The organism is Yersinia alsatica, from assembly GCF_902170305.1.
In the GTDB taxonomy this organism is placed as follows: Bacteria; Pseudomonadota; Gammaproteobacteria; order Enterobacterales; family Enterobacteriaceae; genus Yersinia; species Yersinia alsatica.
On the sequence record NZ_CABHWW010000026.1, the window covers coordinates 64,177 to 89,425 of the forward strand.

The following is a 25,249-nucleotide window of genomic DNA, read 5'->3' on the forward strand; positions in this document are numbered from 1 at the left end:
AAGGCGCTTTTTTGTGGGCAAAAGTCTTGCCAAACTGGTGATTAGAACGCGTAGTTGAAGTTCACGCCGTACAGCAGTGCAGTCCCTTTAGAGTCGAACTCATAGGTCGTACCACCCAATGCTGCTGGGGTTTTTTCCGTAATATGAACGTTCTGGCCGTGCATATAGGAAATACCAACGTCAACAGAGGCATCTTTGTTGAAGGCGTAAGTGGTACCAGCACTGATCCAGAAACGGTCTTGGTCTGGGATTGAGATGGTACGGTTATCCGCAGGAACCGGGCTATCATCGAAGGCGATACCGGTACGGAATGTCCAGTTATCATCATAATAATAGGTGGTACCCAACGCGATACGGTAAGCGTCTTTGAAGCCTTCTTGCTTCTCGAACAGTGTTTGGCCGTTGGTTCCGGTGGCTTTCAGCTCTTTAAACTGACTCCAACTGGTGTAGGCCATGCTGTAGTGAATCGCCCATTGTGGTGCCACGCGGTTGTAGCCGGACACTTCCCATACTTCTGGCAGATTCAGGGTCAACGCACCTGGAATAACTGTGCCACCGGTACCGCTTGGTGGTGGCAGTTGGCTGCTGAAGTCACCATCAAAATCAATTTTCACTTTTGAACGGTAAGTGAAGCTGTAACGGTTTTCTTTATCCACTTCATACAGGACACCGGCATTCCAACCATAGCCCCACTTGGTCCCTTCCATACGGGTGACTTCGGTGCTGTTTGGTATAACCCCACGACCGGCTTCACCGATATGTCGTATAATTTTCGCATCAGCATAAACAGCATTAAAGCCCAGACCGAAGCTGAAGTTTTCATTCAGACGATAAGCGGTGCTCAGATTCAGGTTAGCGGTTTTCAGATCAGTCTCACCACCCAAAGAACCCGCAATATAGTCGTCATTAAACTCGGTCGCCAAACCGTAGTTTGAGGTACCAGAAGCACCAATTGCCCATTGCTCATTCAGCGGCATAATAAAGTGGATATTGGGAATCCACTCTGATGGCGCGATGTTCTTGGCACTAGTACTTCTCCCGCTAACGGGAGATGTTCCACTGATATCAACGTTTGGATCGACATAGACGAAGCCACCAGAGAAAGACGGGCGGTCGAACATAGTCATTGCGGCGGGGTTGCGGCTACCAACAGAAGCATTGTCAGCAACAGCGCCTTCACCAGAGAAAGAGCGGCCCAATGCAGCTGCTGAATATTCATTCAGCTGGAAACCGGCCGCAGAAACGTTTGATGAAATTAATGCTACTGCAGCTGCCAGAGCTGATCGGGTAAACAGGTTTTTCTGGTTCATGACCAAAACCTCATTGTTTTAATTAATGTTACATACCGTAACAAGAGAATGCGGGATTGTAGGGTCCGTTATCGGTCAGACAAAGCAGACCAGTGGCTGAAGTATAGGTCCGACCTGTATCAGTGTTGCAAGCATGTTTTAGAAATTGTTCAGTTTTGATTGCAAAAAATAGACGCAGTTAACAAAAAACTCACAATTTAATAGCAATTGATACAATATTGATGAGCGAACAATCAATTTGACTGTGATTTCCATCACTTAATAGGCCTTTAAACAGTAAGTTCTAGTTCCAAGTGACCGACGAGAGTAAAATAAGGGGTAGAGAAATTATTTTTGTTTTATGTCTTATTTTTGTGCTGTTTGCGCTACCAGATAGGCAATTTGCACCTATTTTGAAATATCCGTTGAGGAGAATTGAAGATGTCAGATGCAATTAATCGCTGTAGTGCTGAAGAAACTGCGGCTTGCTGTTGTGTAGATGTTGGCACCGTCATGGACAATACTGACTGCACCGCATCCTACAGTTGCGTATTCGAAAATCGTGCTGAAGCTGAAGCCATGCTGAAAATGCTGACTGAAAAAGCGCGCGCTGTTGAGTCCGAACCTTGCCTTATCGAACATAAGCTGGAAGAAACTGAAGGCGGTGTACGCCTGACTATCGATTTCACCTTTGCTTGCCAGGCAGAGACCATGATTTTCCAGTTAGGTCTGCGTTAATTTGCGCCTTGCTGTTGAGTTACTCAGGTAAGCTAAATTACTATCAAACGCGGAGCTTTTTGCTTCGCGTTTCTTTTGGTACTATTTCCTCTGTAAATTTATTACCTTAGATTAATCATCCCCACACCGGTTCTTCACTCTTCAACTCTGCCGCCCACTTTTTTTATTCTTAAAAGTTGCTCCTGCTCTCACTTTCCTGCTCTATAGGTTTACCAAATGTAAATGTTTGGTTAACAATCATTAGATCAGGTCTGACCTGTTATTTGTTATGCTTTAATAGAAGCCATTTTATTTATCAGGAGCGTTTATGAGTAAGCCATTACCGCTAGTGACGCGTCAGGGCGATCGCATTGCAATCGTAAGCGGCCTGCGGACCCCTTTTGCCAAGCAGGCAACTGCTTATCATGGCGTGCCCGCTGTCGATTTGGGCAAAATTGTGGTCAGTGAGTTATTGGCCAGAAGTGGTGTTGCTCCTGAATTAATTGACCAACTGGTGTTTGGTCAGGTGGTACAAATGCCTGAAGCACCCAATATAGCCCGCGAAATCGTGCTGGGAACCGGCATGAGTGTGCATACCGATGCTTACAGTGTCTCCCGCGCATGTGCGACCAGCTTTCAGGCCGTAGCCAATGTCGCGGAAAGTATTATTGCCGGTTCGGTGACTGTGGCGATCGCCGGCGGCGCTGACTCTTCTTCCGTCTTGCCCATTGGCGTCAGTAAAGCACTGGCGCGAACCTTGGTTGACGTGAACAAAGCACGCACTTTATCCCAGCGATTGAAGTTATTCAGTCGGTTGAAATTGCGCGATTTACTCCCTGTTGCGCCCGCGGTAGCTGAATACTCAACCGGTCTGCGCATGGGCGATACCGCCGAGCAGATGGCAAAAACCTATGGTATCAGCCGTGAGGATCAAGATGCTTTAGCACTGCGTTCCCATCAAATGGCGGCGCAAGCCTGGCAGCAGGGGTTATTGCAAGATGAGGTAATGACTGCCTATATTCCACCTTATCGTGAGACTATCGTCGAAGATAACAATATTCGTAAAGACTCCACAATGGCGCAATATGCCAAATTACGCCCCGCGTTTGATCGCAAACATGGCAGTGTTACGGCGGCGAACAGCACACCGCTGACTGATGGTGCCGCCGCAGTCATGATGATGAGTGAATCAAGGGCCAAAGAGTTGGGGTTATCGCCTCTGGGCTATCTGCGCAGTTTTGCATTTTCTGCCATTGATGTCTGGCAAGATATGTTGTTAGGCCCATCTTATGCCACGCCACTGGCGCTGGATCGCGCTGGAATTACCTTAGCTGACCTGACTCTTATCGATATGCATGAAGCATTTGCCGCGCAAACATTAGCTAACCTGAAAATGTTTGCCAGCGACAGTTTTGCACGTGAAAAACTGGGCCGAAGCCAGGCAATTGGTGAAGTTGATATGAGTAAATTCAACGTATTAGGTGGCTCTATTGCTTATGGACACCCCTTTGCTGCAACCGGGGCGCGTATGATTACTCAAACACTTAATGAATTGCGTCGCCGTGGTGGTGGACTAGGGTTAACCACGGCATGTGCGGCGGGGGGCTTGGGTGCCGCAATGATTTTGGAGGTGGAGTAATGAATCAGGAGAAGGTCATCAAGAGCAGTGACGAAACAGTGATCGTGGATATGATTGCTCCAGCCCATTCGGTATTTACCCTCAGTGTTCGGCCCGACAATATCGGCGTTATCACCATTGATGTTGTGGGCGATAAGGTGAATACCCTAAAGACTGAATTCGCAGAACAAATTGCCGAGATACTGCAACAAGCACAGGCTTTGACCCAATTGCAGGGGCTGGTGATTATTTCTGGCAAGCCAGACTCTTTTATTGCCGGTGCTGATATCACCATGATAGCGGCTTGCCGTACTGCACAGGATGCTCGCGTTTTGGCGCAAAAAGGGCAGGCTATCTTGGCGCAAATTGCCGCATTTCCGGTGCCAGTGGTGGCGGCTATTCATGGAGCATGTCTGGGCGGCGGTCTGGAATTGGCGCTGGCCTGTCATAGCCGCATTTGTTCTCTGGATGATAAAACTGTCCTGGGTCTGCCGGAGGTACAGCTTGGCTTATTGCCAGGATCGGGCGGGACACAGCGCCTACCGCGTTTGGTAGGGGTGAGCAAGGCGCTGGATATGATATTGACCGGCAGGCAGGTTCGTGCGCGTCAGGCGCTCAAAATGGGGCTGGTGGACGATATCGTACCGCAGGATATCTTGTTGGATGTGGCTATCCAACGGGCAAAAGCAGGATGGCTTGATAGGCCGACATTGCCATGGCAGGAGCGCTTACTCAGCGGCCCGCTAGGTAAGGCACTGTTGTTTAGCATTGTGCGCAAAAAAACGCTGGCGAAGACCAAAGGCCATTATCCCGCAGCTGAGCGCATTATTGACGTGGTACGCAAAGGGCTGGATCACGGCGGCCCTGCCGGTTATGAAGCCGAGGCCAGAGCTTTCGGTGAGCTGGCGATGTCTCCTCAGTCGGCGGCGTTGCGCAGTCTATTTTTTGCGACCACCTCACTGAAAAAAGAGACCGGTGGTGCCGCGCAACCTCGTGCTATTCATCGTGTCGGGGTATTAGGCGGCGGCTTAATGGGCGGCGGCATTGCTAATGTCACCGCGACCCGTGCGGGCCTGCCTGTGCGTATCAAAGATATCAATCCACAGGGCATTAATCAGGCACTGAAATATACCTGGGATGTTTTAGGCAAACGGGTGCGCAGTAAACGCATGCGTCCAGCTGAACAGCAGCGGCAGATGATGTTGATTTCCGGCAGCACGGATTATTGTGGCTTCAGCAATGTTGATATTGTTGTGGAAGCGGTATTTGAAGATTTATCCCTGAAGCAACAAATGGTTGCCGATATTGAGAACTTTGCTACCGAGCACACTATTTTTGCCTCGAATACATCATCGCTGCCAATAAGTCAGATTGCGGCACAGGCACAACGGCCAGAGAATGTTATCGGCCTGCACTATTTCAGCCCGGTGGATAAAATGCCGTTGGTTGAAGTTATCCCTCATGCCAAAACCAGTGAAGAAACCATTGCCACCACAGTTGCTTTAGCCCGTAAACAAGGGAAAACAGCTATTGTGGTAGCGGATTGCGCCGGGTTCTATGTAAACCGCATTCTAGCACCTTATATCAATGAAGCTGCGCGCTGCTTACTGGATGGTGAACCTATTGATTCTATCGATAAAGCTTTAGTAGATTTCGGCTTCCCAGTTGGCCCGATTACCTTGCTGGACGAAGTAGGAATTGACGTCGGTACCAAGATAATGCCAATTCTGGTGGAGCAGTTAGGGCCACGTTTCGCGGCACCCGCTTCATTTGATGTCATCTTGAAGGATGGGCGTAAAGGGCGTAAAAATGGCCGTGGTTTTTATTTGTATCCGGCTAAAAGTACCGGTTTTAAGTGGAAAAGAGACTCGGGTAAGCAAGTTGATACCAGTGTTTATACCTTGCTTGGCGTCACACCCAAGGCCCACCTTCAATCAGCGGTAATCGCACAGCGCTGCACGATGATGATGTTGAATGAAGCCGCTCGCTGCCTCGATGAATCTATTATTCGTCAACCACGAGATGGTGACATTGGCGCGGTGTTTGGCATAGGTTTTCCGCCATTCCTTGGTGGACCATTCCGCTATATGGATAGCTTGGGGGCCGAAAAAGTGGTGAAAACACTTAATTTGCTGGCGCAGAAATACGGTGAGCGTTTTGCTCCTTGCCAACGGCTGGTTACGATGGCGGAGCAACAGCAGAAATTTTACCCGCAGGAAAGCCAAGTGAACGAAGATCAGGGCAAGGATAGTGCCAGCCGCTAGAGGCACTAAAATGCTTTCAGCGTGTTTTTTCACCCATTTTTGTGCAGGTCAACACTCTATAATTAACAGTGTGAGCAGGATCACCGCCTGCAACTCTAAGGGATAAGGTGGCTGTACAGCGGGAACAAGCCGCGCTACCTTAAATCAGAATCACGTTAAGTGACTATTCGTGCCAGAATGAATTCATAGCCACTTATTGTGCAGGTGATAGAATTTAGATTAAGCTATTGATATGGTTAATTTGTAACCAATCAGGGGCGGCTGTTGATACCTCGGTGTAAAAAACAGCCATTTTCTTTACCTTAAGTTTCAGGCAAAATGCCCGGCCGCCATAGAGAGACGGCGCGTTATCGTTATGAAGTTTCTTTGCTCATGGGCAAAGGTTTCGGCGGTACAGCACGCAAAGCGTTTCTGTATAGCGTTATTTTGTTAACAAAAACGGTGCAATATGCAAGTTTTCATTATGCGTCACGGTGACGCGGCTCTTGATGCAGCAAGTGATGCGCAAAGGCCTCTAACTCTGTGTGGTCAGGATGAATCACGTCAGATAGCAAGCTGGCTAAATGACCAGTCAGTCGATGTTGATCAGGTTCTGGTCAGCCCTTATTTACGTGCAGGGCAAACATTGGAAGTGGTGCGCGAAGTGTTGACACTGCCGCCACAACAAGAAGTGATGCCAGAATTAACGCCCGGTGGGGATGCCGCTTTTGTCAGCTGTTATTTGCAGGCGCTGGCAAAAGAAGATTGTGCGGCGGTGCTGGTTATCTCGCACTTGCCACTGGTTGGGTATCTGGTGGCTGAACTTTGTCCGGGGCAATGCCCGCCGATGTTTGCAACTTCGGCAATCGCCTGTGTTGATTTGAATGGCGAGACAGGCAAGGGGACTTTTGACTGGCAGGTGAGTCCAACACAGCTTCTGGCGAAGGCTTGCCACGGTTGATTTATAACATATAAATATGAACCGATAAGGGCGCAATTGTTATTGCGCCCTTTTTGATTTGCCCGTATTGAAGCAAGCTGCCATTATCAAATGTTATTACTGAGAATCTTACGAAGTCTGATTAAGACTATGCCGCCGCAATGATACCATGACCCAACGGCCTGACAGTTATTGCAGGATTGCAATGGCAGGAAGTTGGTTGTAGCTCATTTTCAGCACCGAATGATGCTATTGCATCCGGTGTGACGGGAGTAATCTCTAGGGAGTACAGAAACTCTGGTTTTATATTTTCTCTTTTTATAGCGACTTTCTCTGTCTTCGATATGTCGCCCACTGTTATCAAGATACCCTCAACCTCGATGTAGTCTAATCTAGGCCCGATTATTCGAGTTGAAATATTCGAGATAGTAATTCGGTCACCTGTCTCGCCACCATTAATCCTGATTTCATACTTATCAAAACTATCCCCATCAATATAGGTCAACATATCTTCGGTAATACCCTTGCCAAAGACCAACGTATTCTCCCCCCCAAAACGGTCAAACTTAGTGAAGTCGATAAATTTATGACCGTCACCTTTGTTGAAGGTGAGGATATTGTCGTCATTATCAAGCGTTTCTGTCGCCAGATTGGTTGCCTGTGGAAAGATAATGGCATCATCAGTCGCTACGGGTTGCACATTGAGTGTGAGGGTATTGTCGCCACTATCAAGCGTTTCTGTCGCCTGATTGGTTGCCTCTGTCGGGATCTTCGGGAATACAGGTTGCTGCTGTTGGAACAGAGCTGCATGGATATCCCGCATTGACAGACTTACACCACCAACTTCTATATTTTTCAGCGAATTAAAGCCTGAGAATTTCGAGTTAAGATTTTCATTAATAATTAAGCTGTTGCTAGGGTTGGCGCCCTTAATGGTGATTTTCGTTTGAGGGATGAAACCGCCTCTAATGACTTCGAAATGCAGCATTTCTGGAGTAATGCCAGCACCCAATATTAGGGTATTATCGCGAGACCCTCGGGGGAGTTTGAGTTCTTTGTTACCATCCCCCAGATTATAAGTGTAATCATTACCACCGCGGGTGTTTGATACCGCGTCTAGATAAGTATTTTGGCTTGATATAGGGGTATTTTTCATCATATTGATAGCTCCTTAGTCAGTTTAGCAGTACGAGTAATTCCACATTCAAGCTAGATCAATGAACAGAGATAATCGCGCAACGCTAAGCAGGACTAAGAGGCACTAACAAAATAAAGCTGTAGCCTAAAATACAAAAAAATAAATCTTACTTATTCAGCTAGCTCAATTAACACGAGTAATGCAGCCGTGCCACCCCACTCTTTAGGGGCTTGATGGAATGCCAGCACATCAGGATGTTGCGCCAACCATAGCGGGGTTTGTTGTTTTAACACATGTTTGCCGTGACCATGCATGACGCAGGCACAGTGCACATGCTCACGTTTGCAGGCCGCAATTAGCGCCCCCAATTCTTGCTTGGCTTGTTTCTGCGTTAATCCGTGCAAATCCAAAAACATATCGGGCGAGTAGTCGCCACGACGCAGCTTTTTAACTTCAAAATGGTCAACGCCGGGTCGCACATAGCGCGTCGGGCCTTCGGTATCCAATTGCGGCTGGAATTCATCGGAAAAATAATAACTGGCATCGACCTGTTCTTGCAGCAATCGTTCTGGCGCAATTTTTTTACCCAGCTTAGGCGGCGCACGGTGAACAATCGTGTCTTGTTTCAGCTTTTTCGCCCCAGCGATCGACTCTTTAAACAGCTGTAATTCATCAGTTGTCAGGTGATATTTATTTTTCATTGTCTATTCATCGTGCTTATTCATTTTCCCCAGTTTACCTAATGTCCCGCGTAGATTAACCACTTTAATCTGTCTTAAATGTGTCTTTCATTATTTGGTTATCATGCAACTGATGTATTGCTGCTGATTTGTGGCGGGCTTCATGGCAAACTAGGCAGATAGATAATGATTTTACGTACCCGCTGGAGAATATTTTGGACAAGATTTTCGTCGATGAAGCAGTAAATGAGCTGCACACCATTCAGGATATGCTGCGCTGGGCAGTCAGCCGTTTTAATGCGGCCAATATTTTTTATGGTCACGGTACTGATAATCCGTGGGACGAAGCGGTGCAGTTGGTTTTCCCAAGCCTATTCTTGCCGATTGATATTCCAGAAGATATGCGCAATGCGCGGCTGACTTCCAGTGAGCGTCACCGCATTGTTGAGCGGGTTATTCGCCGTGTTAATGAACGTATTCCAGTGGCTTATCTGACCAATAAAGCTTGGTTCTGCGGCATGGAATATTATGTCGATGAGCGCGTGCTGGTGCCACGTTCACCGATTGGTGAGTTGATCAACAACCGCTTTGATGGCGTTATTCGTTATCAACCTAAGCATATTTTGGACATGTGTACCGGCAGTGGCTGTATTGCGATTGCTTGCGCCTATGCCTTCCCAGAAGCCGAAGTGGATGCCGTTGATATCTCTAACGATGTGCTGGCAGTGACTGAACATAATATCCAACAGCATGGCATGGAGCATCAGGTCACGCCAATTCGTTCTGATCTGTTCCGTGATTTACCGCCAATCAAATATGACCTGATTGTCACTAACCCGCCATATGTCGATGCTGAAGACATGGCTGACTTGCCACAAGAGTTCCGCTTTGAACCTGAGCTGGGGCTGGCTGCGGGCAGTGATGGCCTGAAGCTGGCGCGCCGAATTCTGGCTTGTGCGCCTGATTTCTTACAAGATGACGGCGTGCTGATTTGCGAAGTGGGCAACAGCATGGTGCATTTGATGGATGAGTATCCAGATGTACCCTTCACTTGGTTGGAGTTTGACAATGGTGGGGATGGCGTCTTTATGCTGACTAAACAGCAACTTATTGACTGCTCATCACATTTCAGCATGTATCGTGATTAATCATCACTTTTAAAACTGCCAGCCGGTTAATATTATGCTGGCAGTGAACTTAATGACTTAGAGGAACCGTGATGGCTGGGAACAGTATTGGGCAGTTTTTCCGCGTCACCACTTTTGGTGAATCTCACGGCATTGCCCTGGGGTGTATTATCGATGGCGTCCCACCGGGCATCCCTATTACTGAAGCCGATATTCAATTGGATCTCGACAGACGTCGCCCCGGCACCTCGCGCTATACCACTCAACGTCGTGAGCCGGATCAGGTGCGGATTCTATCTGGTGTTTTTGAAGGTGTGACCACCGGTACCAGTATCGGGTTGATGATTGAAAATACCGACCAGCGTTCACAAGATTACAGCGCCATAAAAGATGTGTTTCGTCCAGGGCATGCTGATTACACCTACGAACAGAAATATGGTGTGCGTGATTACCGTGGTGGTGGCCGCTCTTCTGCCCGTGAAACCGCAATGCGGGTTGCTGCTGGTGCCATTGCTAAAAAATATCTGGCTCAGAAATTTGGCGTACAGGTGCGTGGCTATCTGGCACAAATCGGTGATATCAGCTGTGAGTTAATCGACTGGGATTTGGTTGAGCAAAACCCATTCTTCTGCCCAGATGCCAGTAAATTAGAACCACTGGATGCCTTGATGCGTGAGCTGAAAAAGGCCGGTGACTCGATTGGTGCCAAAATCACTGTGGTGGCTGAACATGTGCCAGTAGGGTTAGGTGAGCCGGTATTTGACCGTTTAGATGCTGATTTGGCCCATGCGCTGATGAGTATCAACGCGGTGAAAGGGGTGGAAATCGGTGATGGTTTTGCGGTGATAACCAAACGGGGCAGCGAAAATCGCGATGAAATTACCCCGCAAGGTTTCCAAAGCAATCATGCCGGTGGCATCTTGGGTGGGATCAGCAGCGGGCAGCCGATTGTGGCGCATATTGCGCTAAAACCTACCTCCAGTATTACAGTGCCAGGACAAACTATTAACCGGCAGGGCGAAGCGGTTGAGATGATTACCCGTGGCCGTCATGATCCTTGTGTTGGCATTCGTGCCGTCCCAATTGCTGAAGCCATGATGGCGATTGTATTAATGGATCACTTGCTGCGCCAACGCGCCCAGTGTGGTGATGTGGTTTCTGACGTTCCGCGTTGGTAGACACAATGAACAAATGGATTGCAGGGGTCATGACCTTGGCGGCACTGATTGCTGTTGGCCCGGCCGTGGCAGCGACCCCTTGGCAGCAAATTACCCACCCGGTGACGGGTGCTCCGCAGGCCATTGGTGGTTTCGCCAATGGTTGTGTGATTGGTGCCATGCCTTTACCGCTTGAGTCAGCCGACTATCAGGTAATGCGAGCGGATCAGCGCCGCTATTTTGGTCATCCTGATTTATTGAATTTTATTCATCGTCTCAGTGCTAAAGCCCAGCAAAATAAGTTAGGAACGGTGCTGATTGGCGATATGGCAATGCCTGCTGGCGGGCGCTTTAGTAGCGGTCATGCCAGCCATCAGTCGGGGCTGGATGTGGATATTTGGCTGCAACTGCCATCACAGCGCTGGAGTCAGCAACAATTGCTAAAACCGCAACCGATTGATTTGGTTGCAGCCGACGGTAAACGAGTGGTTCCTGCATTGTGGCAACCGCAAGTTGAAAGTTTGATAAAACTGGCGGCAAATGATAATGAAGTGACACGCATCTTTGTCAATCCAGCGATTAAAAAGCAGCTTTGTCTGGATGCTGGCGCAGATCGCAATTGGCTGCATAAAGTGCGCCCATGGTTTGGTCATCGTGCCCATATGCATGTGCGTTTACGTTGCCCAGCAGATAGTCTGAAATGTTTGGATCAAGATACACCGCCACCCGGTGATGGTTGTGGTGCAGAGTTAGAAAGTTGGTTCCAGCCTCATCAGCCAAGTGCTAAGCCGGGCAAAACCTTACCGCCACCATTGCCACCTTCCTGTCAGGCTTTGCTGGACAATCATTTCGCTGCGGAATAAATCATGGATTGGTTTGCCCTTGGTCCTGCGGTTTTGGGGATACTGTTTTTAGTTGCTCTGCTGGCCGGTTTTATTGATTCTATTGCTGGCGGCGGCGGGTTACTGACTGTTCCGGCGCTATTGGCTGTAGGGCTCCCTCCCGCACAGGTGTTAGCCACCAATAAATTGCAATCCGTTGGCGGATCATTCTCCGCCAGCCTCTATTTTATTCGGCGCGGCGCGGTGAATCTAAAGGAGCAACGGCTAACCATTGCGCTAACCGTGGTGGGGTCGATGTTGGGGGCTATTTTGGTCCAGCATATGCGCGCGGACCTGTTACGGCAGATACTGCCGCTGCTGGTGATTGGGATCGGCGTCTATTTTCTGGTCACTCCCAAGCTCGGCGAAGTTGATCAGCAGCGGCGTTTGTCGGCTTTACCCTTTGCCTTGATTGCTGGCGGTGGTGTCGGTTTTTACGATGGTTTCTTTGGCCCAGGTGCCGGTTCATTCTATGCATTGGCTTTTGTGACGCTATGCGGCTTCAATCTGGCTAAATCCACTGCTCATGCCAAAGTGCTCAATTTCACCTCTAATTTAGGCAGCCTGATTTTCTTTATCGTTGGCGGCAAAGTGGTGTGGGGCATTGGGCTGGTGATGCTGGTGGGGCAAGTTTTAGGCGCTCGGTTGGGCGCGCATATGGTATTGACCAAAGGCCAGAAGTTAATTCGCCCAATGATTGTCGTGGTGTCATTCGTAATGAGCTGCAAGCTACTGTACGACAGCCACGGTGCCGAGATCTCCTCCTGGCTAGGATTACACGTTTTCGCATAACTTAAGGTATCTGGGGCAATAGTGAAGTTGCCTCCTTGCCGATACCGCTCTTACGGACCCCAGCATGACTCATGACTACCAGCAGTTAATCGACATTTTTAATACTTGTTTCAGTGATGAATATAATACGCGATTGGTAAAAGGTGACGACGAACCTATCTATCTGCCCGCCGACGACCAGTTTGCTTATCATCGGGTCATTTTTGCTCATGGCTATTATGCCAGCGGCATGCATGAAATTTCTCATTGGTGTATCGCTGGTGAAGAGCGGCGCAAGCTGGTGGATTTTGGTTATTGGTATTGCCCTGATGGGCGCGATGCATTAACTCAGAGCCAGTTTGAAGTTGTCGAGATAAAACCCCAGGCACTGGAGTGGATGTTTTGTGTTGCGGCCGGTTTTCCTTTCAATGTCAGTTGCGACAATTTGGAAGGCGATTGTGAACCAGACCGGATAACCTTCCAGCGTAAAGTACGTGAACAGGTGCTGTGGCATCTGGAAAACGGAATATCCCCACGACCTGCGGGCTTTATTCAGGCGCTACAATCGTTCTACAATACGCCGCTGCTGGCAGCCGAACTTTTCCCTTACCCGGAAGATTGAGTTTAACCCCATCCTTGGAACTTGAAGCCGCAGGGTTGCTATCCTTCGAGAGCAATGGCTTCGGATGCAGAACATAGAATATATACCCGATAAATTTCAGACCACAGACAGGCGGCGAAAGAGTTTATCCCGATGAGCTTACATATGTCAGTGATTCGGATGAGCGAAAGCAACCAATACGCTGTGGTTTGAAAATTAGCGTGTTATTGAGGAAAAGTAATGATCGCAGATTTCGAAACGCATATTTTAGCGCAAATTGACGACATGGTAGAGCACGCCAGTGATGATGATCTCTTTGCGGGTGGCTATCTACGCGGCCATTTGACGCTAGCAGTGGCGGAATCCGAAGAGCACGGTGAAACGTCCGCCGAGCAGCTACATGCACGTGTTCAGCATAGTTTGGACAAAGCCATCAAGGCGGGTGAATTGTCGCCGCCGGATCAGGTGTTAGTTTTGGGGTTGTGGGATAGATTACTAGAACAAGCCCAAAATCCCCTTCGTCCTTGAAGCCGCAGGGTTGTTAGCGGCGCTCACTTACCCGAATCACTTACTGATGTAAGCTCATCGGGATGCGTTCGCTTGCTGCCTACCTGCGACTCCAATGACTTTGGGCATTTCTTTTGTCCTTGAAACCACAGAGTTGTTAGCGGCGCTCACTTACCCGAATCACTTACTAATGTAAGCTCATCGGGATGCGTTCGCTTGCTGCCTACCTGCAACTCCAATGACTTTGGGCATTTCTTTTGTCCTTGAAACCACAGAGTTGTTAGCGGCGTTCACTTACCCGAATCACTTACTAATGTAAGCTCATCGGGATGTGTTCGCTTGCTGCCTACCTGCAACTCCAATGACTTTGGGCATTTATTTTGTTCTTGAAGTCACAGGGTTGTTAGCGGCGTTTACTTACCCGAATCACTTACTGATGTAAGCTCATCGGGATGCGTTCGCTTGCTGCCTACCTGCAGCTCCAATGACTTTGGGCATTTCTTTTGTCCTTGAAACCGCAGGGTTGTTAGCGGCGTTCACTTACCCGAATCACTGACTGATATTTGCCTCAGAAGCTGCCGGAGTACGATGTTGTACCGGCTTACCTTTCAGTAATTTTCGTACCCAAAAGCGGTTAGGATTGAGTGCTGCCAGTGTTGTTGCATCCAATGGTAACGGTTCGCTAAACATTTGTGCCGCCAGAATTTCAGCCACCAGTGGTGCGCTGCATAACCCGCGTGAGCCTAGTGCCCCCGCCATAAATAACTCCGGCCACACTGGGGCGAGTGCTATTTCTTCGCCTTGCTGAATTTTACGCGGCAAATCCTGATATTGCTCTAACGTAGCGGCATAGTTTGGCACCGCACCCACCATCGGTAAATGGTCGCGGATAGCACATCGCACCCCACAACGCGCCTGATTATCACTGATATCAACTTGCTGCGGCCAACTCACTTCTGGCAGGCAACGCAGCAGACGATCCCGATTCTCTTGCTGTTCTTCGGCGCGAAAATCGGTGGCGATATCGCCGCGCTGATAGCTGGCACCAATACAATGATGCTGATTGGTAGGGTTCACTGGGGTCAGATAGCCGTCATAACACAGCACCTGACGCAACTGGCTGAGTTCTGGTGTGGTGGGGATGTGCGAAACCTGCCCACGCACCGCAGACAGCGGCAGATGGCGAGTTTGCTCCCACTCCGGCAAACGGTGGCCGGTAGCAAGCACGACAGTGGCATGCTGTTGGGCGGACAGTGGTTGCTGGAAAACTAACTGCCATCGTCCGTCAATGTGCTCTAGCTGGCGCAGCTCGTGTTGATAATGGCAGGTCATGCCATTTTGCTGTGCCAGAGCGATGAGCGCGGTGGTGAGGTCTGATGGACAAAGCCAGCCACCCGCCGGATAGTGAATGCCGTCGTGAGCACAATCCAACCCTGCTAGTGAACTGAGTTGTTCACGGCTCATGGCTTCGGCGAGTTGTGGTGGCCAGTCTATTTGCAGCATCTTATCAATCTTGCCGCGGCTTTTATCATCAAACGCCAATTGGCTGACGCCGCACCACTGATGGTCAAAGTGGATTCCTTGCTCAATTAACTGATCATATTGCCGGCGAGCAAAGGTAAAGGCACTGGTGAAAAAGGTTTCCAGTGCATCTTTTTTACCATTCAGCAGCGGGTAGAGTGCCCCTTGTCGGTTACCTGAAGCCCCTTGTGCCGGTTGTGTATCAGCACAATAAAGTGTCACCTTGGCACCACGGCGTAGCAGGGCCAAAGCGGTTAACGCACTGACTATTCCACCACCAATAATCGCAATGTCATTGCAATGGGCTGCAGCCGGCCGGTGATACCAAGGCGCAGATTGGGTTGCGAGACTTTGCGGTAAAATACCGGTCAGCATTTCACGTTTTTGCCCGAAACCTTTGACTTTCGCCACTTCAAATCCAGCTTGCTGCAATCCACGACGCACAAATCCGGCGGCAGTAAAGGTGGCAAATGTTCCCCCGGTTCTTGCCATGCGCGCCATGGCATTGAATAGCGTGTCATTCCACATATCCGGATTTTTAGCCGGAGCAAAACCATCAAGGAACCAGGCATCGACTTGATGGTTCAAACTGGCATCCAACTGTGGCAGCAGAGTGTTGACATCGCCAAACCACAAATCCAGAGTGATGGCGCCCTCGGCCAGTAAAATACGATGGCATCCCGCAAGCGGTAATGGCCACTGCGCCCGTAACTGCTCAGCAAAAGCGGCCAATTCCGGCCAGCGGTCATGGGCAGCGGCTAAATCGGCGACCTGAAGTGGGTATTTTTCAAAGCTAATATAATGTAATCGCTGAAGTTTTGCTGCTGGATGTTGTTGTCTGAAATGGGCGAAGTCACGCCATAATGTCAGGAAATTCAATCCGGTACCGAAGCCGGTTTCGGCAAAAATGCAGTTTTCGCGCGGGTGTTGAACAAAGCGCTCGGGGAAGCCATTGCCCTTAAGAAAAACGTAGTGAGTCTCTTCCAGCCCATCTTCATTGGAAAAATAGATGTCATCAAACTGTTCCGATACAGGTGTACCCTGTTCATTCCAGCTCAAGGTTGCCGTTTGGATTGGGGGATTACTCACGTTTAAAGACTCGTATCTCAAGGGGTGGGGCGATTCTAACTATGTGACCCGCCGCGTGCAAATCGTAAAATTATCTGGGTATATTACGCTGATCGGACTTGTTCGGCGTACAACTGTACGCTAAAGTGCGTTGCAAAATCCCGAATGTAAAATAAGTGGAAGAGGTATTGAATGAAGCGTGCAGTAATTACTGGCTTGGGTATTGTCTCCAGCATTGGTAATAACCAGCAGGAAGTTCTGGCATCTTTGCAGGAAGGCCGCTCTGGCATTACTTTCGCTCAGGAATTTAAAGACGCAGGTATGCGCAGCCATGTATGGGGCGATGTAAAGCTGGCGGCAGAGCCAAAAGACCTTATTGACCGCAAAGTGCTGCGTTTTATGAGCGACGCCTCAATTTATGCTTATCTTGCGATGCAAGAAGCGATTGAAGACTCTAAATTGGCTCCAGATCAAGTCTCTAATTTCCGCAGTGGGCTGGTTGTTGGTTCCGGTGGTGGTTCACCTCGCAACCAGGTTGCTGGCTCCGATGCTATGCGTACTCCGCGCGGCCTGAAAGGCGTTGGCCCTTATATGGTGACTAAAGCCATGGCATCCGGTGTATCCGCTTGTCTGGCAACACCGTTTAAAATCAAAGGTGTTAACTACTCCATCAGCTCTGCTTGTGCCACTTCCGCACATTGTATTGGCCATGCTGTGGAACTGATCCAACTGGGCAAGCAAGACGTTGTGTTTGCAGGCGGCGGTGAAGAGCTATGCTGGGAAATGGCCTGTGAGTTTGACGCTATGGGCGCATTGTCTACCAAATACAATGAAACCCCGACTAAAGCTTCCCGTACCTACGATCAAGACCGTGATGGTTTTGTAATTGCAGGCGGTGGCGGTATGGTCGTGGTTGAAGAGCTTGAGCATGCTCTGGCTCGTGGTGCACATATCTATGCTGAGATTGTTGGCTACGGCGCGACCTCAGATGGTGCTGATATGGTGGCTCCATCAGGTGAAGGCGCAGTGCGTTGCATGCAGATGGCTATGCAGGGCGTTGATACCCCAATCGACTACATGAACGTACACGGCACTTCTACCCCGGTTGGTGATGTGAAAGAGTTGGGCGCGATTCGTGAAGTGTTTGGTAATAACACCCCAGCTATCTCTTCAACTAAAGCTATGACCGGTCACTCTCTGGGTGCCGCAGGTGTGCACGAAGCTATCTTTAGCCTGTTAATGGTTGAACACGGCTTTATCGCACCAAGCATCAATATTGAAAAACTGGATGAGCAGGCTGAGGGGATGAATATCATCACTGAGCCAACTAAACGTGAACTGACAACTGTTATGTCTAACAGCTTCGGTTTCGGTGGGACTAACGCCACTTTGGTTATGCGTAAATACCAGAAATAAGATCATAAGCAGCTATTTGTGCTAGTTGATGCTTAATAATAAGGCCCGCGAGTGATCGCGGGCTTTTTTATTCGCTATAAAATAAACACAATTGCGAAAAAATAGTGTAATCATCAGAGAATCATCTCTTTTTTGTTAATTTCATCTCTTTCTATAAAAGAGTGTTAGTTGATCACTTGTTATTCATAAAAATATCTTATACTAAATAACCCAAGTAAATAACGGCATAGAAAGTAGGTGATTGAATGCTAACGCATTAACGCAAATTCATTCTGTTTTTAATGCATTTATATTCTTTTAAAGTCAAATTTAAAGCTAAAAAAACCCTTGCCTGCCCAAAAACGTTAATTCACAATATTAAAACAATAATTAAACAAATTTATTTCTACCTTTTAATTTACTACACAGCAGGGTAGTTCAATGAGCCATAATCAAAGTGATCAGAAAATTAAGATTGCCGATTTAAACGAGCGCGTTGTTCATGAAATTCTCGAAGTGATAAGTGATGGTATCTGGGATTGGAATGCAAACACTGGATTTGTTTACCGTAATACCGGTTGGTATGAAATGCTGGGCTATCCGGCCCATGCTTTTGAAAATACTGTACATACCTGGGAGAAAATTATCCATCCGGAGGATTTTGAAAGGGTAATGTTTCAGTTTGATGCTTATATTAGTAATCAGGCCGAGAGATACCAAACAGAATATCGTTGCCGCACCCATGACGGCAGTTATATCTGGATTGAGGATCGTGGCAAGGTGGTCGAACGTAACCGTGATGGTTCGGTATCAAGGATGATCGGCGCTCACCGGAATATTCATGATAGAAAGCATCTTCTTGAAAAATTAGAATTAAAGAATAAATCGTTAGAGGCATTAGTCGAGGAGCGAACCGCTGAGCTACGTGAAACCAACTTTCAGCTAAAGCAGCAATTAGATATCAAAAAGATTCTTTCAGAAACGGATGTATTAACTTCAGCCGCAAATCGTTATTTGCTGGAGAAAGTACTTAAGCATGAATATCACCGTGCTAAGCGTTTTTGTCAGCCATTATCATTACTCTCCCTGGATTTAGATGACTTTAAATCAATTAATGACAGATACGGCCATTCTGTCGGGGATTTAGCCCTGACACATATTGTTGATGTGATTAGGAATAATATTAGAGAGGTTGACATTTTAGGCCGCTGGGGAGGCGATGAATTTATGATTGTCTTACCAAATACGCAATTAGCTGAGGCTAAAAATATTGCTGAGAAAATTAGGCAGCTCATTGAGATAATGCCGGTGGATGGCAATATAAATGTGACAATGAGCTTGGGCGTGGTTGAGTTAGAGGCGAATGAGGCACAGGAGCAATTATTACTTCGTGCAGACAGAATGCTCTATAGCTCGAAAGCCGCCGGCAAGAATATTATTAGCGGCTAATATTCTTCGTTTGTGCCGCCAGGTTGCAGCGGCAATCATTTTGGACAAAGTTATTGGAATTTCAGTGCATATTCGGCAGCTGCTTTGGCATGTATCGCCGTGGTATCGAACACTGGCACATTGGCATCTTGCGCATTAACCAACAAGGTAATCTCGGTGCAACCGAAAATAATGCCTTGCACGCCCTGTTGCTCTAATTTACCCATAATACGGCGGTATTCCTGGCGAGAAGTTTCATTGATGATACCGAGGCAAAGCTCTTCATAAATAATACGATTAATGATTTCGCGATCAGCACTGTCTGGCGTAATCACTTCAATATTATGTTTCTCTGTTAAGCGGCCACGGTAGAAATCTTGTTCCATGGTATAGCGGGTACCCAGCAGACCGATTTTACTGATCCCTTGCTGCTTAATTCGTGCCGCAGTAGCATCGGCAATATGCAACAAAGGTAGTCCACTGGCAGCTTCAATCTCGTCTGCCACTTTATGCATTGTATTGGTACATACCACGATAACCTCAGCCCCAGCACGTTTTAGTGACACGGCAGCATCAGACAACAGCTGTGCAGCGGTTGGCCAATCACCTTTAGCTTGCAGCTGTTCAATATCATGAAAATCGACACTGTAGAGGATAATTTTGGCGCTGTGTAATCCCCCTAATTGCTCTTTAACCTGCTGATTAATCATTCGGTAATAAGGGATAGTTGATTCCCAGCTCATTCCGCCAATAAGACCCAAAATTTTCATTATTATTCCTATCCAGTGTCGTTTGCTGATGGGCGAATTATTTCATGTGAATATCAAGATAACAGCCAGATATGCAGTAAGACAACCAAGGCTTATAACGACTGGATAGGATTTCTTTGAGGTGATATTGCCTCAGGATAACCGCCGAAGCGGCTACCCTGAGCGAGCAGGACTAGAACCAGGCTTCCCACATGGCCCCAATGTTGAAGGAATCCAGACGGGTATCTTCTGTGTCGGTGGTGGTGGCGGTATGTTTGTTGTCGACTTCGCCGCCAGTGACATAGAAGCGCAGCATTGGTCTGAAATCGGCACCCATATCGATAGAGATATTCTGAGATAGCGTCAGTTTCCAACCTTTGTTGTCACCGCCTGTATCGTAATCTACCCGTTGATAACCCGCCTCAAGCCAGGTCGAGTGGACATCGTTCCAGAAGTGCATCGGACGAACAATTACGCCATAGTTGCGGCGGTTGTCTTCATTATGATTGCTTCGGTCGTAATCATGGAACGCCGCGAGATAAGTGACAGATGTCTGTGGTGTGAATTTATAGGTGCCTTCAAGGCTGGTATAAACCGTGCGAAGGTCGCTGGTTTTGTTGTAGACGCTATTATCTGAGTTGTCTGAATAACGGGTAACCCATTTGTTTTCGATATTGGTACCCTTGTGGCTTAGCACCACAGCGGTCTGCCAGGCTTTCAGTTTTTCTTCACTCTCAATAGCTTTAGAATCAAAACCATAGTTGGTATACAGTTCAAAATCGATCGGCCCCATCTTCACGCCATGGATTTTTGATGTCAGGGCATAGTGGCCGCTATCGCCTGTTCCAGAACCGCCGGTGCAGGTAATGCGTGATGGGTTAGTTTGGTCTGCGACCACTTGCGGGCTACAGGATTGTACTGAACCTACAGCTGCGGCATCGAGTTGCAGAACACCAAGATCCAGGTTTTTAATCCCGGCACCTTGTCCATCATGGGTCATCCAGAAGTAGTCGTTAATACCTTGCTGTGGACGCTGGTGGAAATCACGACCGGCCCATAAATAGGCATTCGGCTGAGATTCAAACAGGTTAGTGACACCGGCATAGGCTTTTTTCAGGTTAACTTCATCACCCCAGTGGTCAAGCATGACCACCACATCCCATAGTGCGCCGTTGCTGCCTTTAAAGGCTTTGGACAGTTGGAATTCCCCGCCATTACCTTCATTACCCAGACGACCAATGGCTGAAGAACCATTATAGGAGCCATCCACGCCAATATATTTTTGGTCGCCCGCTTGGAAATGCGCACCGTAACGGGCATAAGCATTAAATTTTAGGCCATAAGGAATTTCCGTCTCTGGCGATGGTTTGATTGCTGAGGTATCAACGATATCGATATTTTTCTTTTTAACCAGTGCCGAGTCTATTTTTTCCTGGCGCTCTGCCAGTGCTTTTTCCACAGCCTGTGCAACAATTTTATTTAATTGTTCAGGTGTAATTAATTCCTGTGTTGTTTGTGTTGCTCCTTGAGCAAATACAGAAATAGGGCAAAGCGCGGCGATAACCGCCATTGTTAATGGAAGCTGCTTAAATATTTTCATCGCTATCTCAATTTAATAAGGTATTATTTAGATAATAATTATCCCGTTCGAATTATACCCGTCATCTTTCAAGCCGCAGGGGTATTGGCTACCATCATTCACCCAAGTCATTGAGTTATCTCAACTCCTTGAGTTCATTCAGTTGCCGCCTACCTGCAACTCGAAATATATTGGGTACAGACAGGATAATTATGCCATCACCAAAGTAAGGTTGTTTTTATAATGTATTTTATTGAGTGTTATTTAAATTTTTGCGTAATAATCTCTCCGTTGAAAATGGATAATATTGCTATATTTATTTTCTCTAATATTAACGCTGATAAAGATGAATAATTTCTTCCGATAATTCTCGAGCCAATAAAGATGTCATTAAATGATCCTGAGCATGCACCATAATTAATGTCATCGGTTGTCTGGCCTCACCGGCATCTTGCTCAATCAGCTTGGTTTGCATATGGTGTGCCTGGCGGGCAAAGTCGTCAGCCTCTAACAGCAAGCCTTTGGCTCGGTCAATGTCGCCTTTGCGTGCCGCCTGAAGTGCTTCAAAACAAAGACTACGAGATTGCCCAGCATTAACAATAATTTCCATTACTGCTTCTTCTAACTCAACCATTATTTATTCCTACATTAATTAAAACCATTGACGTTAATCAAAGCCATTATTAGCCGCAGTCGTGGTAAACCATTCGCCGCTTTTCTTGATGGTACGTTTCTGGCTGGTTAAATCTAATTGAACAAAACCATAACGATTTTTATAGCCATTACACCATGACCAATTATCGATAAACGTCCACATATGGTAACCAAGGCAATGACAACCCTCACTAATACCTTTATGTAGCCATTTTAAATGGTCAGAAACAAAATCTATTCGATACTGATCGTTAATTATTCCATCCTGTAAAAAACGTTCTTCATTTTCAACACCCATACCATTCTCGGAAATAAAGCAGCGCGGGTTATCATAATTAAGACGTAAATTAGTGAGGATGTCGTAAATTCCTGCTTCATAAATTTCCCAGCCACGGTAAGGGTTCATTTTCCTTCCGGGCATTTCGTAAGCATCAAACAGCCATTCGGGCATAAAAGGGGCTTGTGGGTTGACTGCAGCATCACGACATTTTACTCGGCGCGGTTGATAGTAATTAATCCCCAAAAGGTCAATTTTACCTTCCGCAATCAGCGCTTTATCCCCTGGTTGGCGCACTGGCATTTGGTCGTAATCACACAATAAATCAATTAACTCTTGCGGATATTCACCGCGCAATGCCGGATCAAGGAAGCTGCGGTTAAACAGTAAATCTGCATATTCCGCTGCCTGCAGATCCGCCGGGTTTTGCGAACGCGGGTAAGATGGTGTCAGGTTAAGCACGATACCAATCTCGCCTTTATACCGACCCGCACGATAGGCTTTCACCGCCGTCGCATGTGCCAGCACGGTATGGTAGGCCACGGTGGCCGCGCGTCTGAAATCCACTACATTAGGATAATGGAAGTCATACAGATAACCGCCTTCTACTGGCACGATAGGCTCATTGAAGGTAAACCAATGTTCAACTCGATCGCCGAACAGTTCAAAGCACACTTCGGCATAGTGCTTCCAGGCATCGATCACTGCACGGTTTTCCCAGCCGCCAATCTCCTGCATCGCCATCGGCATATCGAAGTGGAATAGGGTAATGAATGGCGTAATACCTTGCGCCAAAAGTTCGTCTATCACATTGTTATAAAAGCTAACAGCCTCTGGATTGACTTCACCGACCCCATTTGGGATTAACCGTGCCCAGCTTAGCGAGGTGCGAAAACTGTTGTGGTTAAGTTGCTTGAGCAACGCAATATCCTGTCGCCAGTTGCGATAGAATGTTGAGGTGTCATTCGGGCCAATCTGCTGGTGGAAGCGCGAAGGTTGGCTGGCGTACCAGGCATCCCAAGTGGTGGGGCTCTTGCCACCTTGCAGACTTTCGCCTTCGGTTTGCAGTGCCGAACTGGCACTCCCCCACCAGAAGTTTTCTGGAAATTGGTATTTCATTCGTTTTTTCTCTTGTCGTTATCAGTTGCTACGGACGGTATCTGAAAGCGATGGGGCGTTATTGAGGCTTTTTTCCCCTTCAATTTTTAACAGGGAATGCTCATAAGCACGCAGGAATGGCAGATAGATAAGAGCGGAAACCACCATACATATCAGGCACATAACCACCGGGCTAAAGGCCCAGTTTGCTGCCCAGGAAGCACCGATAGGTGCTGGTGTTGTCCACGGTGTTAAGGAAACCACTTGCGCCAACCAGCCAAATTTGGTGGCGGTGTAAGCCAGAATGGCATTAACCATTGGCACCGCAATAAATGGTATGAACATGATTGGGTTCATAATGATTGGTGCGCCAAACAAAATAGGTTCGTTAATGTTGAAGAAGCTCGGCACAATACCTAATTTACCGATGGTACGTAGGTGAGTAACTTTGCTCCGTAGCAGCAGGAAAGCCAGTGGCAATGTAGAACCCACGCCGCCAATCAGCAGATAGTGATCCCAGAAACCTTGTAGATAGATATGTGGTAAGGCGGCTCCAGCAGCTAATGCTGCCTGGTTTGCTGCCAGGTTGGTCATCCAGAACGGGCTCATAATGCCAGTGACAATCATTGAACCGTGAATGCCTGAGAACCAGAAAATCTGGCACAGCAATATTGACAGTAACATCGCCGGCAGAGAGTCTGATGCAGATACCAATGGTGCCAGTAAATGCATAATGGCTTCTGGAATGATCATGCCAGTTTGTGACTCAATAAATAAATTGAGTGGATGCAGAGTACCAATGATGACTAATACCGGGATCAGTATTTCAAAAGAGCGTGCGACACCCGTCGGAACCTCTTTCGGCAAGCGAATCGTAATATTGTGTTGTTTCAGTGCGGCATAAACACGGGTGGAATAAATCGCGGTAATCAGCGCGGTAAAGATCCCTTGACCAGAAAGATACTGGGTAGAGATTTTGCCATCAGCATAAGGCGCGGCGACAAGCATAAACGCCATGAATGCTAGTAAGCCAGTCATCACGGGATCAAGATTAAACTGTCGCCCCAGACTCGCCCCAACCCCGACAGAAATGAATAATGTCATCACTCCCATACTCAAGTTAAAAGGCAACATCAGTTGTGCGCGGTAGGTCTGAGAGAAATCCAGCCAGGCTCGGGCGAATCCTACGGTGGTTTCGGCCGAGAAGGGAGGGAAAATAAACACCAACATAAATGAGCCGATGATCATGAAAGGCAGTGCAGCGGTAAAACCATCACGAATAGCAATAACGTATTTTTGCTGTCCCAGACGCCCGGCTAGCGGCGTAATTGATTGTTCAATAACAGCAACCATTGATTGATATAAAGAACTCATGTGAATACCTTCTTAGTGGGTCGCGTCAATGAGCGACAGTGCATAGTCCAGGACTTTATCGGCACGCTGCATGCCGTAGTCCATCATATCGATGGGCTGAACGGGAATACCGTGAACCGCAGCCTTCTCTGCGAGCATACCTAACATGTATTTCACCTGCGGCCCGAGCAGAACGACCTGATAGCGCGGAAACTGAATATCAAATTCAGATACACCAAACGCATCAATCTCTACCGGTATGCCTTTTTCTTCGGCAACGGTCCGCATTTTCCTAACCAGCATGCTGGTGGACATACCGGCGGAACAACACAACATAATCTTGAACATCTACAACCATCCTCAGAATAAAAAAATCATGGCGAATAACGTTTTGATACCTTGCTCATCACGTTTTGATACTGTACGGAAACCGTTTTCCATTTTATCAAAGCGGCTGT

22 protein-coding genes are annotated in these 25,249 nt (G+C 47.7%); 12 read left to right on the forward strand and 10 right to left on the reverse strand.

Annotated elements, in window-relative coordinates:
* Positions 1 to 41: 41 nt before the first annotated feature.
* Positions 42 to 1,310 carry a long-chain fatty acid transporter FadL gene (gene fadL, locus FTA96_RS14480; RefSeq protein ID WP_050109478.1) on the reverse strand — a complete coding sequence of 423 codons (1,269 nt, stop codon included), beginning with the start codon at positions 1,308 to 1,310 and terminating at the stop codon, positions 42 to 44.
* A 420-nt stretch (positions 1,311 to 1,730) separates the two neighbouring features.
* On the opposite strand from fadL, the gene FTA96_RS14485 reads away from it, so the two are divergent.
* The 4 genes from FTA96_RS14485 to sixA all read left to right on the forward strand — a co-directional run bounded on the left by FTA96_RS14485 (position 1,731) and on the right by sixA (position 6,828).
* Positions 1,731 to 2,027: a YfcZ/YiiS family protein gene (locus FTA96_RS14485; protein ID WP_004708926.1), complete on the forward strand. Its 297-nt coding sequence runs from the start codon at positions 1,731 to 1,733 to the stop codon at positions 2,025 to 2,027.
* A gap of 307 nt (positions 2,028 to 2,334) precedes the next feature.
* A complete protein-coding gene (gene fadI, locus FTA96_RS14490; protein WP_145574190.1) occupies positions 2,335 to 3,645 on the forward strand; it encodes an acetyl-CoA C-acyltransferase FadI in 1,311 nt (436 codons plus the stop codon).
* The gene (gene fadJ, locus FTA96_RS14495; protein WP_186372880.1) at positions 3,645 to 5,888 is read left to right on the forward strand and encodes a fatty acid oxidation complex subunit alpha FadJ; all 2,244 of its coding nucleotides are present in this window, start codon (positions 3,645 to 3,647) and stop codon (positions 5,886 to 5,888) included. Before fadI ends, fadJ begins: the two co-directional genes overlap by 1 nt.
* Positions 5,889 to 6,336: 448 nt before the next feature.
* Complete coding sequence (sixA, locus tag FTA96_RS14500; RefSeq protein ID WP_050109481.1) at positions 6,337 to 6,828, forward strand: phosphohistidine phosphatase SixA; 492 nt, start codon at positions 6,337 to 6,339, stop codon at positions 6,826 to 6,828.
* Between the two features lie 127 nt (positions 6,829 to 6,955).
* Here sixA and FTA96_RS14505 read toward each other — a convergent pair whose 3' ends face one another.
* Positions 6,956 to 7,966 carry a hypothetical protein gene (locus FTA96_RS14505; RefSeq protein ID WP_145574191.1) on the reverse strand — a complete coding sequence of 337 codons (1,011 nt, stop codon included), beginning with the start codon at positions 7,964 to 7,966 and terminating at the stop codon, positions 6,956 to 6,958.
* A gap of 149 nt (positions 7,967 to 8,115) precedes the next feature.
* The gene (smrB, locus tag FTA96_RS14510) at positions 8,116 to 8,646 is read right to left on the reverse strand and encodes an endonuclease SmrB (RefSeq protein WP_050109483.1); all 531 of its coding nucleotides are present in this window, start codon (positions 8,644 to 8,646) and stop codon (positions 8,116 to 8,118) included.
* 194 nt (positions 8,647 to 8,840) lie between these two features.
* Between smrB and prmB the strand changes: the two genes are divergently transcribed.
* From prmB to FTA96_RS14540, 6 genes are all read left to right on the forward strand, one after another.
* Entirely contained in the window at positions 8,841 to 9,773 is a 933-nt protein-coding gene (gene prmB, locus FTA96_RS14515) for a 50S ribosomal protein L3 N(5)-glutamine methyltransferase (RefSeq protein ID WP_050109484.1), read from the forward strand.
* Between the two features lie 71 nt (positions 9,774 to 9,844).
* Entirely contained in the window at positions 9,845 to 10,930 is a 1,086-nt protein-coding gene (gene aroC, locus FTA96_RS14520; protein ID WP_050109485.1) for a chorismate synthase, read from the forward strand.
* 5 nt (positions 10,931 to 10,935) lie between these two features.
* Entirely contained in the window at positions 10,936 to 11,772 is an 837-nt protein-coding gene (gene mepA / locus FTA96_RS14525) for a penicillin-insensitive murein endopeptidase (protein WP_145574192.1), read from the forward strand.
* Positions 11,773 to 11,775: 3 nt separating this feature from the next.
* Entirely contained in the window at positions 11,776 to 12,582 is an 807-nt protein-coding gene (locus FTA96_RS14530; RefSeq protein ID WP_050109487.1) for a sulfite exporter TauE/SafE family protein, read from the forward strand.
* A 64-nt stretch (positions 12,583 to 12,646) separates the two neighbouring features.
* On the forward strand, positions 12,647 to 13,183 hold the full coding sequence (locus tag FTA96_RS14535; protein ID WP_145574194.1) for an elongation factor P hydroxylase: 537 nt from the start codon (positions 12,647 to 12,649) through the stop codon (positions 13,181 to 13,183).
* Positions 13,184 to 13,402: 219 nt separating this feature from the next.
* Entirely contained in the window at positions 13,403 to 13,690 is a 288-nt protein-coding gene (locus tag FTA96_RS14540) for a YfcL family protein (protein WP_050101560.1), read from the forward strand.
* A gap of 528 nt (positions 13,691 to 14,218) precedes the next feature.
* Here the strand turns inward: FTA96_RS14540 and mnmC are convergent.
* The gene (gene mnmC, locus FTA96_RS14545) at positions 14,219 to 16,279 is read right to left on the reverse strand and encodes a bifunctional tRNA (5-methylaminomethyl-2-thiouridine)(34)-methyltransferase MnmD/FAD-dependent 5-carboxymethylaminomethyl-2-thiouridine(34) oxidoreductase MnmC (protein WP_145574195.1); all 2,061 of its coding nucleotides are present in this window, start codon (positions 16,277 to 16,279) and stop codon (positions 14,219 to 14,221) included.
* Between the two features lie 171 nt (positions 16,280 to 16,450).
* Between mnmC and fabB the strand changes: the two genes are divergently transcribed.
* Positions 16,451 to 17,674: a beta-ketoacyl-ACP synthase I gene (gene fabB / locus FTA96_RS14550; RefSeq protein ID WP_145574197.1), complete on the forward strand. Its 1,224-nt coding sequence runs from the start codon at positions 16,451 to 16,453 to the stop codon at positions 17,672 to 17,674.
* Between the two features lie 420 nt (positions 17,675 to 18,094).
* The gene (locus tag FTA96_RS14555) at positions 18,095 to 19,102 is read left to right on the forward strand and encodes a sensor domain-containing diguanylate cyclase (protein ID WP_050106054.1); all 1,008 of its coding nucleotides are present in this window, start codon (positions 18,095 to 18,097) and stop codon (positions 19,100 to 19,102) included.
* A gap of 50 nt (positions 19,103 to 19,152) precedes the next feature.
* Here FTA96_RS14555 and FTA96_RS14560 read toward each other — a convergent pair whose 3' ends face one another.
* From FTA96_RS14560 to FTA96_RS14585, 6 genes are all read right to left on the reverse strand, one after another.
* Positions 19,153 to 19,851 carry an aspartate/glutamate racemase family protein gene (locus tag FTA96_RS14560; protein ID WP_050106055.1) on the reverse strand — a complete coding sequence of 233 codons (699 nt, stop codon included), beginning with the start codon at positions 19,849 to 19,851 and terminating at the stop codon, positions 19,153 to 19,155.
* Positions 19,852 to 20,023: 172 nt separating this feature from the next.
* A complete protein-coding gene (locus tag FTA96_RS14565; RefSeq protein WP_050106056.1) occupies positions 20,024 to 21,430 on the reverse strand; it encodes a carbohydrate porin in 1,407 nt (468 codons plus the stop codon).
* A gap of 310 nt (positions 21,431 to 21,740) precedes the next feature.
* Complete coding sequence (locus FTA96_RS14570; protein WP_050106057.1) at positions 21,741 to 22,043, reverse strand: PTS lactose/cellobiose transporter subunit IIA; 303 nt, start codon at positions 22,041 to 22,043, stop codon at positions 21,741 to 21,743.
* A 33-nt stretch (positions 22,044 to 22,076) separates the two neighbouring features.
* A complete protein-coding gene (locus tag FTA96_RS14575; protein WP_050106058.1) occupies positions 22,077 to 23,459 on the reverse strand; it encodes a glycoside hydrolase family 1 protein in 1,383 nt (460 codons plus the stop codon).
* A gap of 21 nt (positions 23,460 to 23,480) precedes the next feature.
* Positions 23,481 to 24,812: a PTS sugar transporter subunit IIC gene (locus FTA96_RS14580; RefSeq protein WP_050106059.1), complete on the reverse strand. Its 1,332-nt coding sequence runs from the start codon at positions 24,810 to 24,812 to the stop codon at positions 23,481 to 23,483.
* Between the two features lie 12 nt (positions 24,813 to 24,824).
* The gene (locus tag FTA96_RS14585; RefSeq protein WP_050106060.1) at positions 24,825 to 25,139 is read right to left on the reverse strand and encodes a PTS sugar transporter subunit IIB; all 315 of its coding nucleotides are present in this window, start codon (positions 25,137 to 25,139) and stop codon (positions 24,825 to 24,827) included.
* Positions 25,140 to 25,249 lie beyond the last annotated feature (110 nt).

Coding starts and splice junctions, on each gene's coding strand:
- fadL (WP_050109478.1), bottom strand. CDS start 1,310: ATGAACCAGAAAAACCTGTTTACCCGATCAGCTCTGGCAGCTGCAGTA.
- FTA96_RS14485 (WP_004708926.1), top strand. CDS start 1,731: ATGTCAGATGCAATTAATCGCTGTAGTGCTGAAGAAACTGCGGCTTGC.
- fadI (WP_145574190.1), top strand. CDS start 2,335: ATGAGTAAGCCATTACCGCTAGTGACGCGTCAGGGCGATCGCATTGCA.
- fadJ (WP_186372880.1), top strand. CDS start 3,645: ATGAATCAGGAGAAGGTCATCAAGAGCAGTGACGAAACAGTGATCGTG.
- sixA (WP_050109481.1), top strand. CDS start 6,337: ATGCAAGTTTTCATTATGCGTCACGGTGACGCGGCTCTTGATGCAGCA.
- FTA96_RS14505 (WP_145574191.1), bottom strand. CDS start 7,966: ATGATGAAAAATACCCCTATATCAAGCCAAAATACTTATCTAGACGCG.
- smrB (WP_050109483.1), bottom strand. CDS start 8,646: ATGAAAAATAAATATCACCTGACAACTGATGAATTACAGCTGTTTAAA.
- aroC (WP_050109485.1), top strand. CDS start 9,845: ATGGCTGGGAACAGTATTGGGCAGTTTTTCCGCGTCACCACTTTTGGT.
- mepA (WP_145574192.1), top strand. CDS start 10,936: ATGAACAAATGGATTGCAGGGGTCATGACCTTGGCGGCACTGATTGCT.
- FTA96_RS14530 (WP_050109487.1), top strand. CDS start 11,776: ATGGATTGGTTTGCCCTTGGTCCTGCGGTTTTGGGGATACTGTTTTTA.
- FTA96_RS14535 (WP_145574194.1), top strand. CDS start 12,647: ATGACTCATGACTACCAGCAGTTAATCGACATTTTTAATACTTGTTTC.
- FTA96_RS14540 (WP_050101560.1), top strand. CDS start 13,403: ATGATCGCAGATTTCGAAACGCATATTTTAGCGCAAATTGACGACATG.
- fabB (WP_145574197.1), top strand. CDS start 16,451: ATGAAGCGTGCAGTAATTACTGGCTTGGGTATTGTCTCCAGCATTGGT.
- FTA96_RS14555 (WP_050106054.1), top strand. CDS start 18,095: ATGAGCCATAATCAAAGTGATCAGAAAATTAAGATTGCCGATTTAAAC.
- FTA96_RS14560 (WP_050106055.1), bottom strand. CDS start 19,851: ATGAAAATTTTGGGTCTTATTGGCGGAATGAGCTGGGAATCAACTATC.
- FTA96_RS14565 (WP_050106056.1), bottom strand. CDS start 21,430: ATGAAAATATTTAAGCAGCTTCCATTAACAATGGCGGTTATCGCCGCG.
- FTA96_RS14570 (WP_050106057.1), bottom strand. CDS start 22,043: ATGGTTGAGTTAGAAGAAGCAGTAATGGAAATTATTGTTAATGCTGGG.
- FTA96_RS14575 (WP_050106058.1), bottom strand. CDS start 23,459: ATGAAATACCAATTTCCAGAAAACTTCTGGTGGGGGAGTGCCAGTTCG.
- FTA96_RS14580 (WP_050106059.1), bottom strand. CDS start 24,812: ATGAGTTCTTTATATCAATCAATGGTTGCTGTTATTGAACAATCAATT.
- FTA96_RS14585 (WP_050106060.1), bottom strand. CDS start 25,139: ATGTTCAAGATTATGTTGTGTTGTTCCGCCGGTATGTCCACCAGCATG.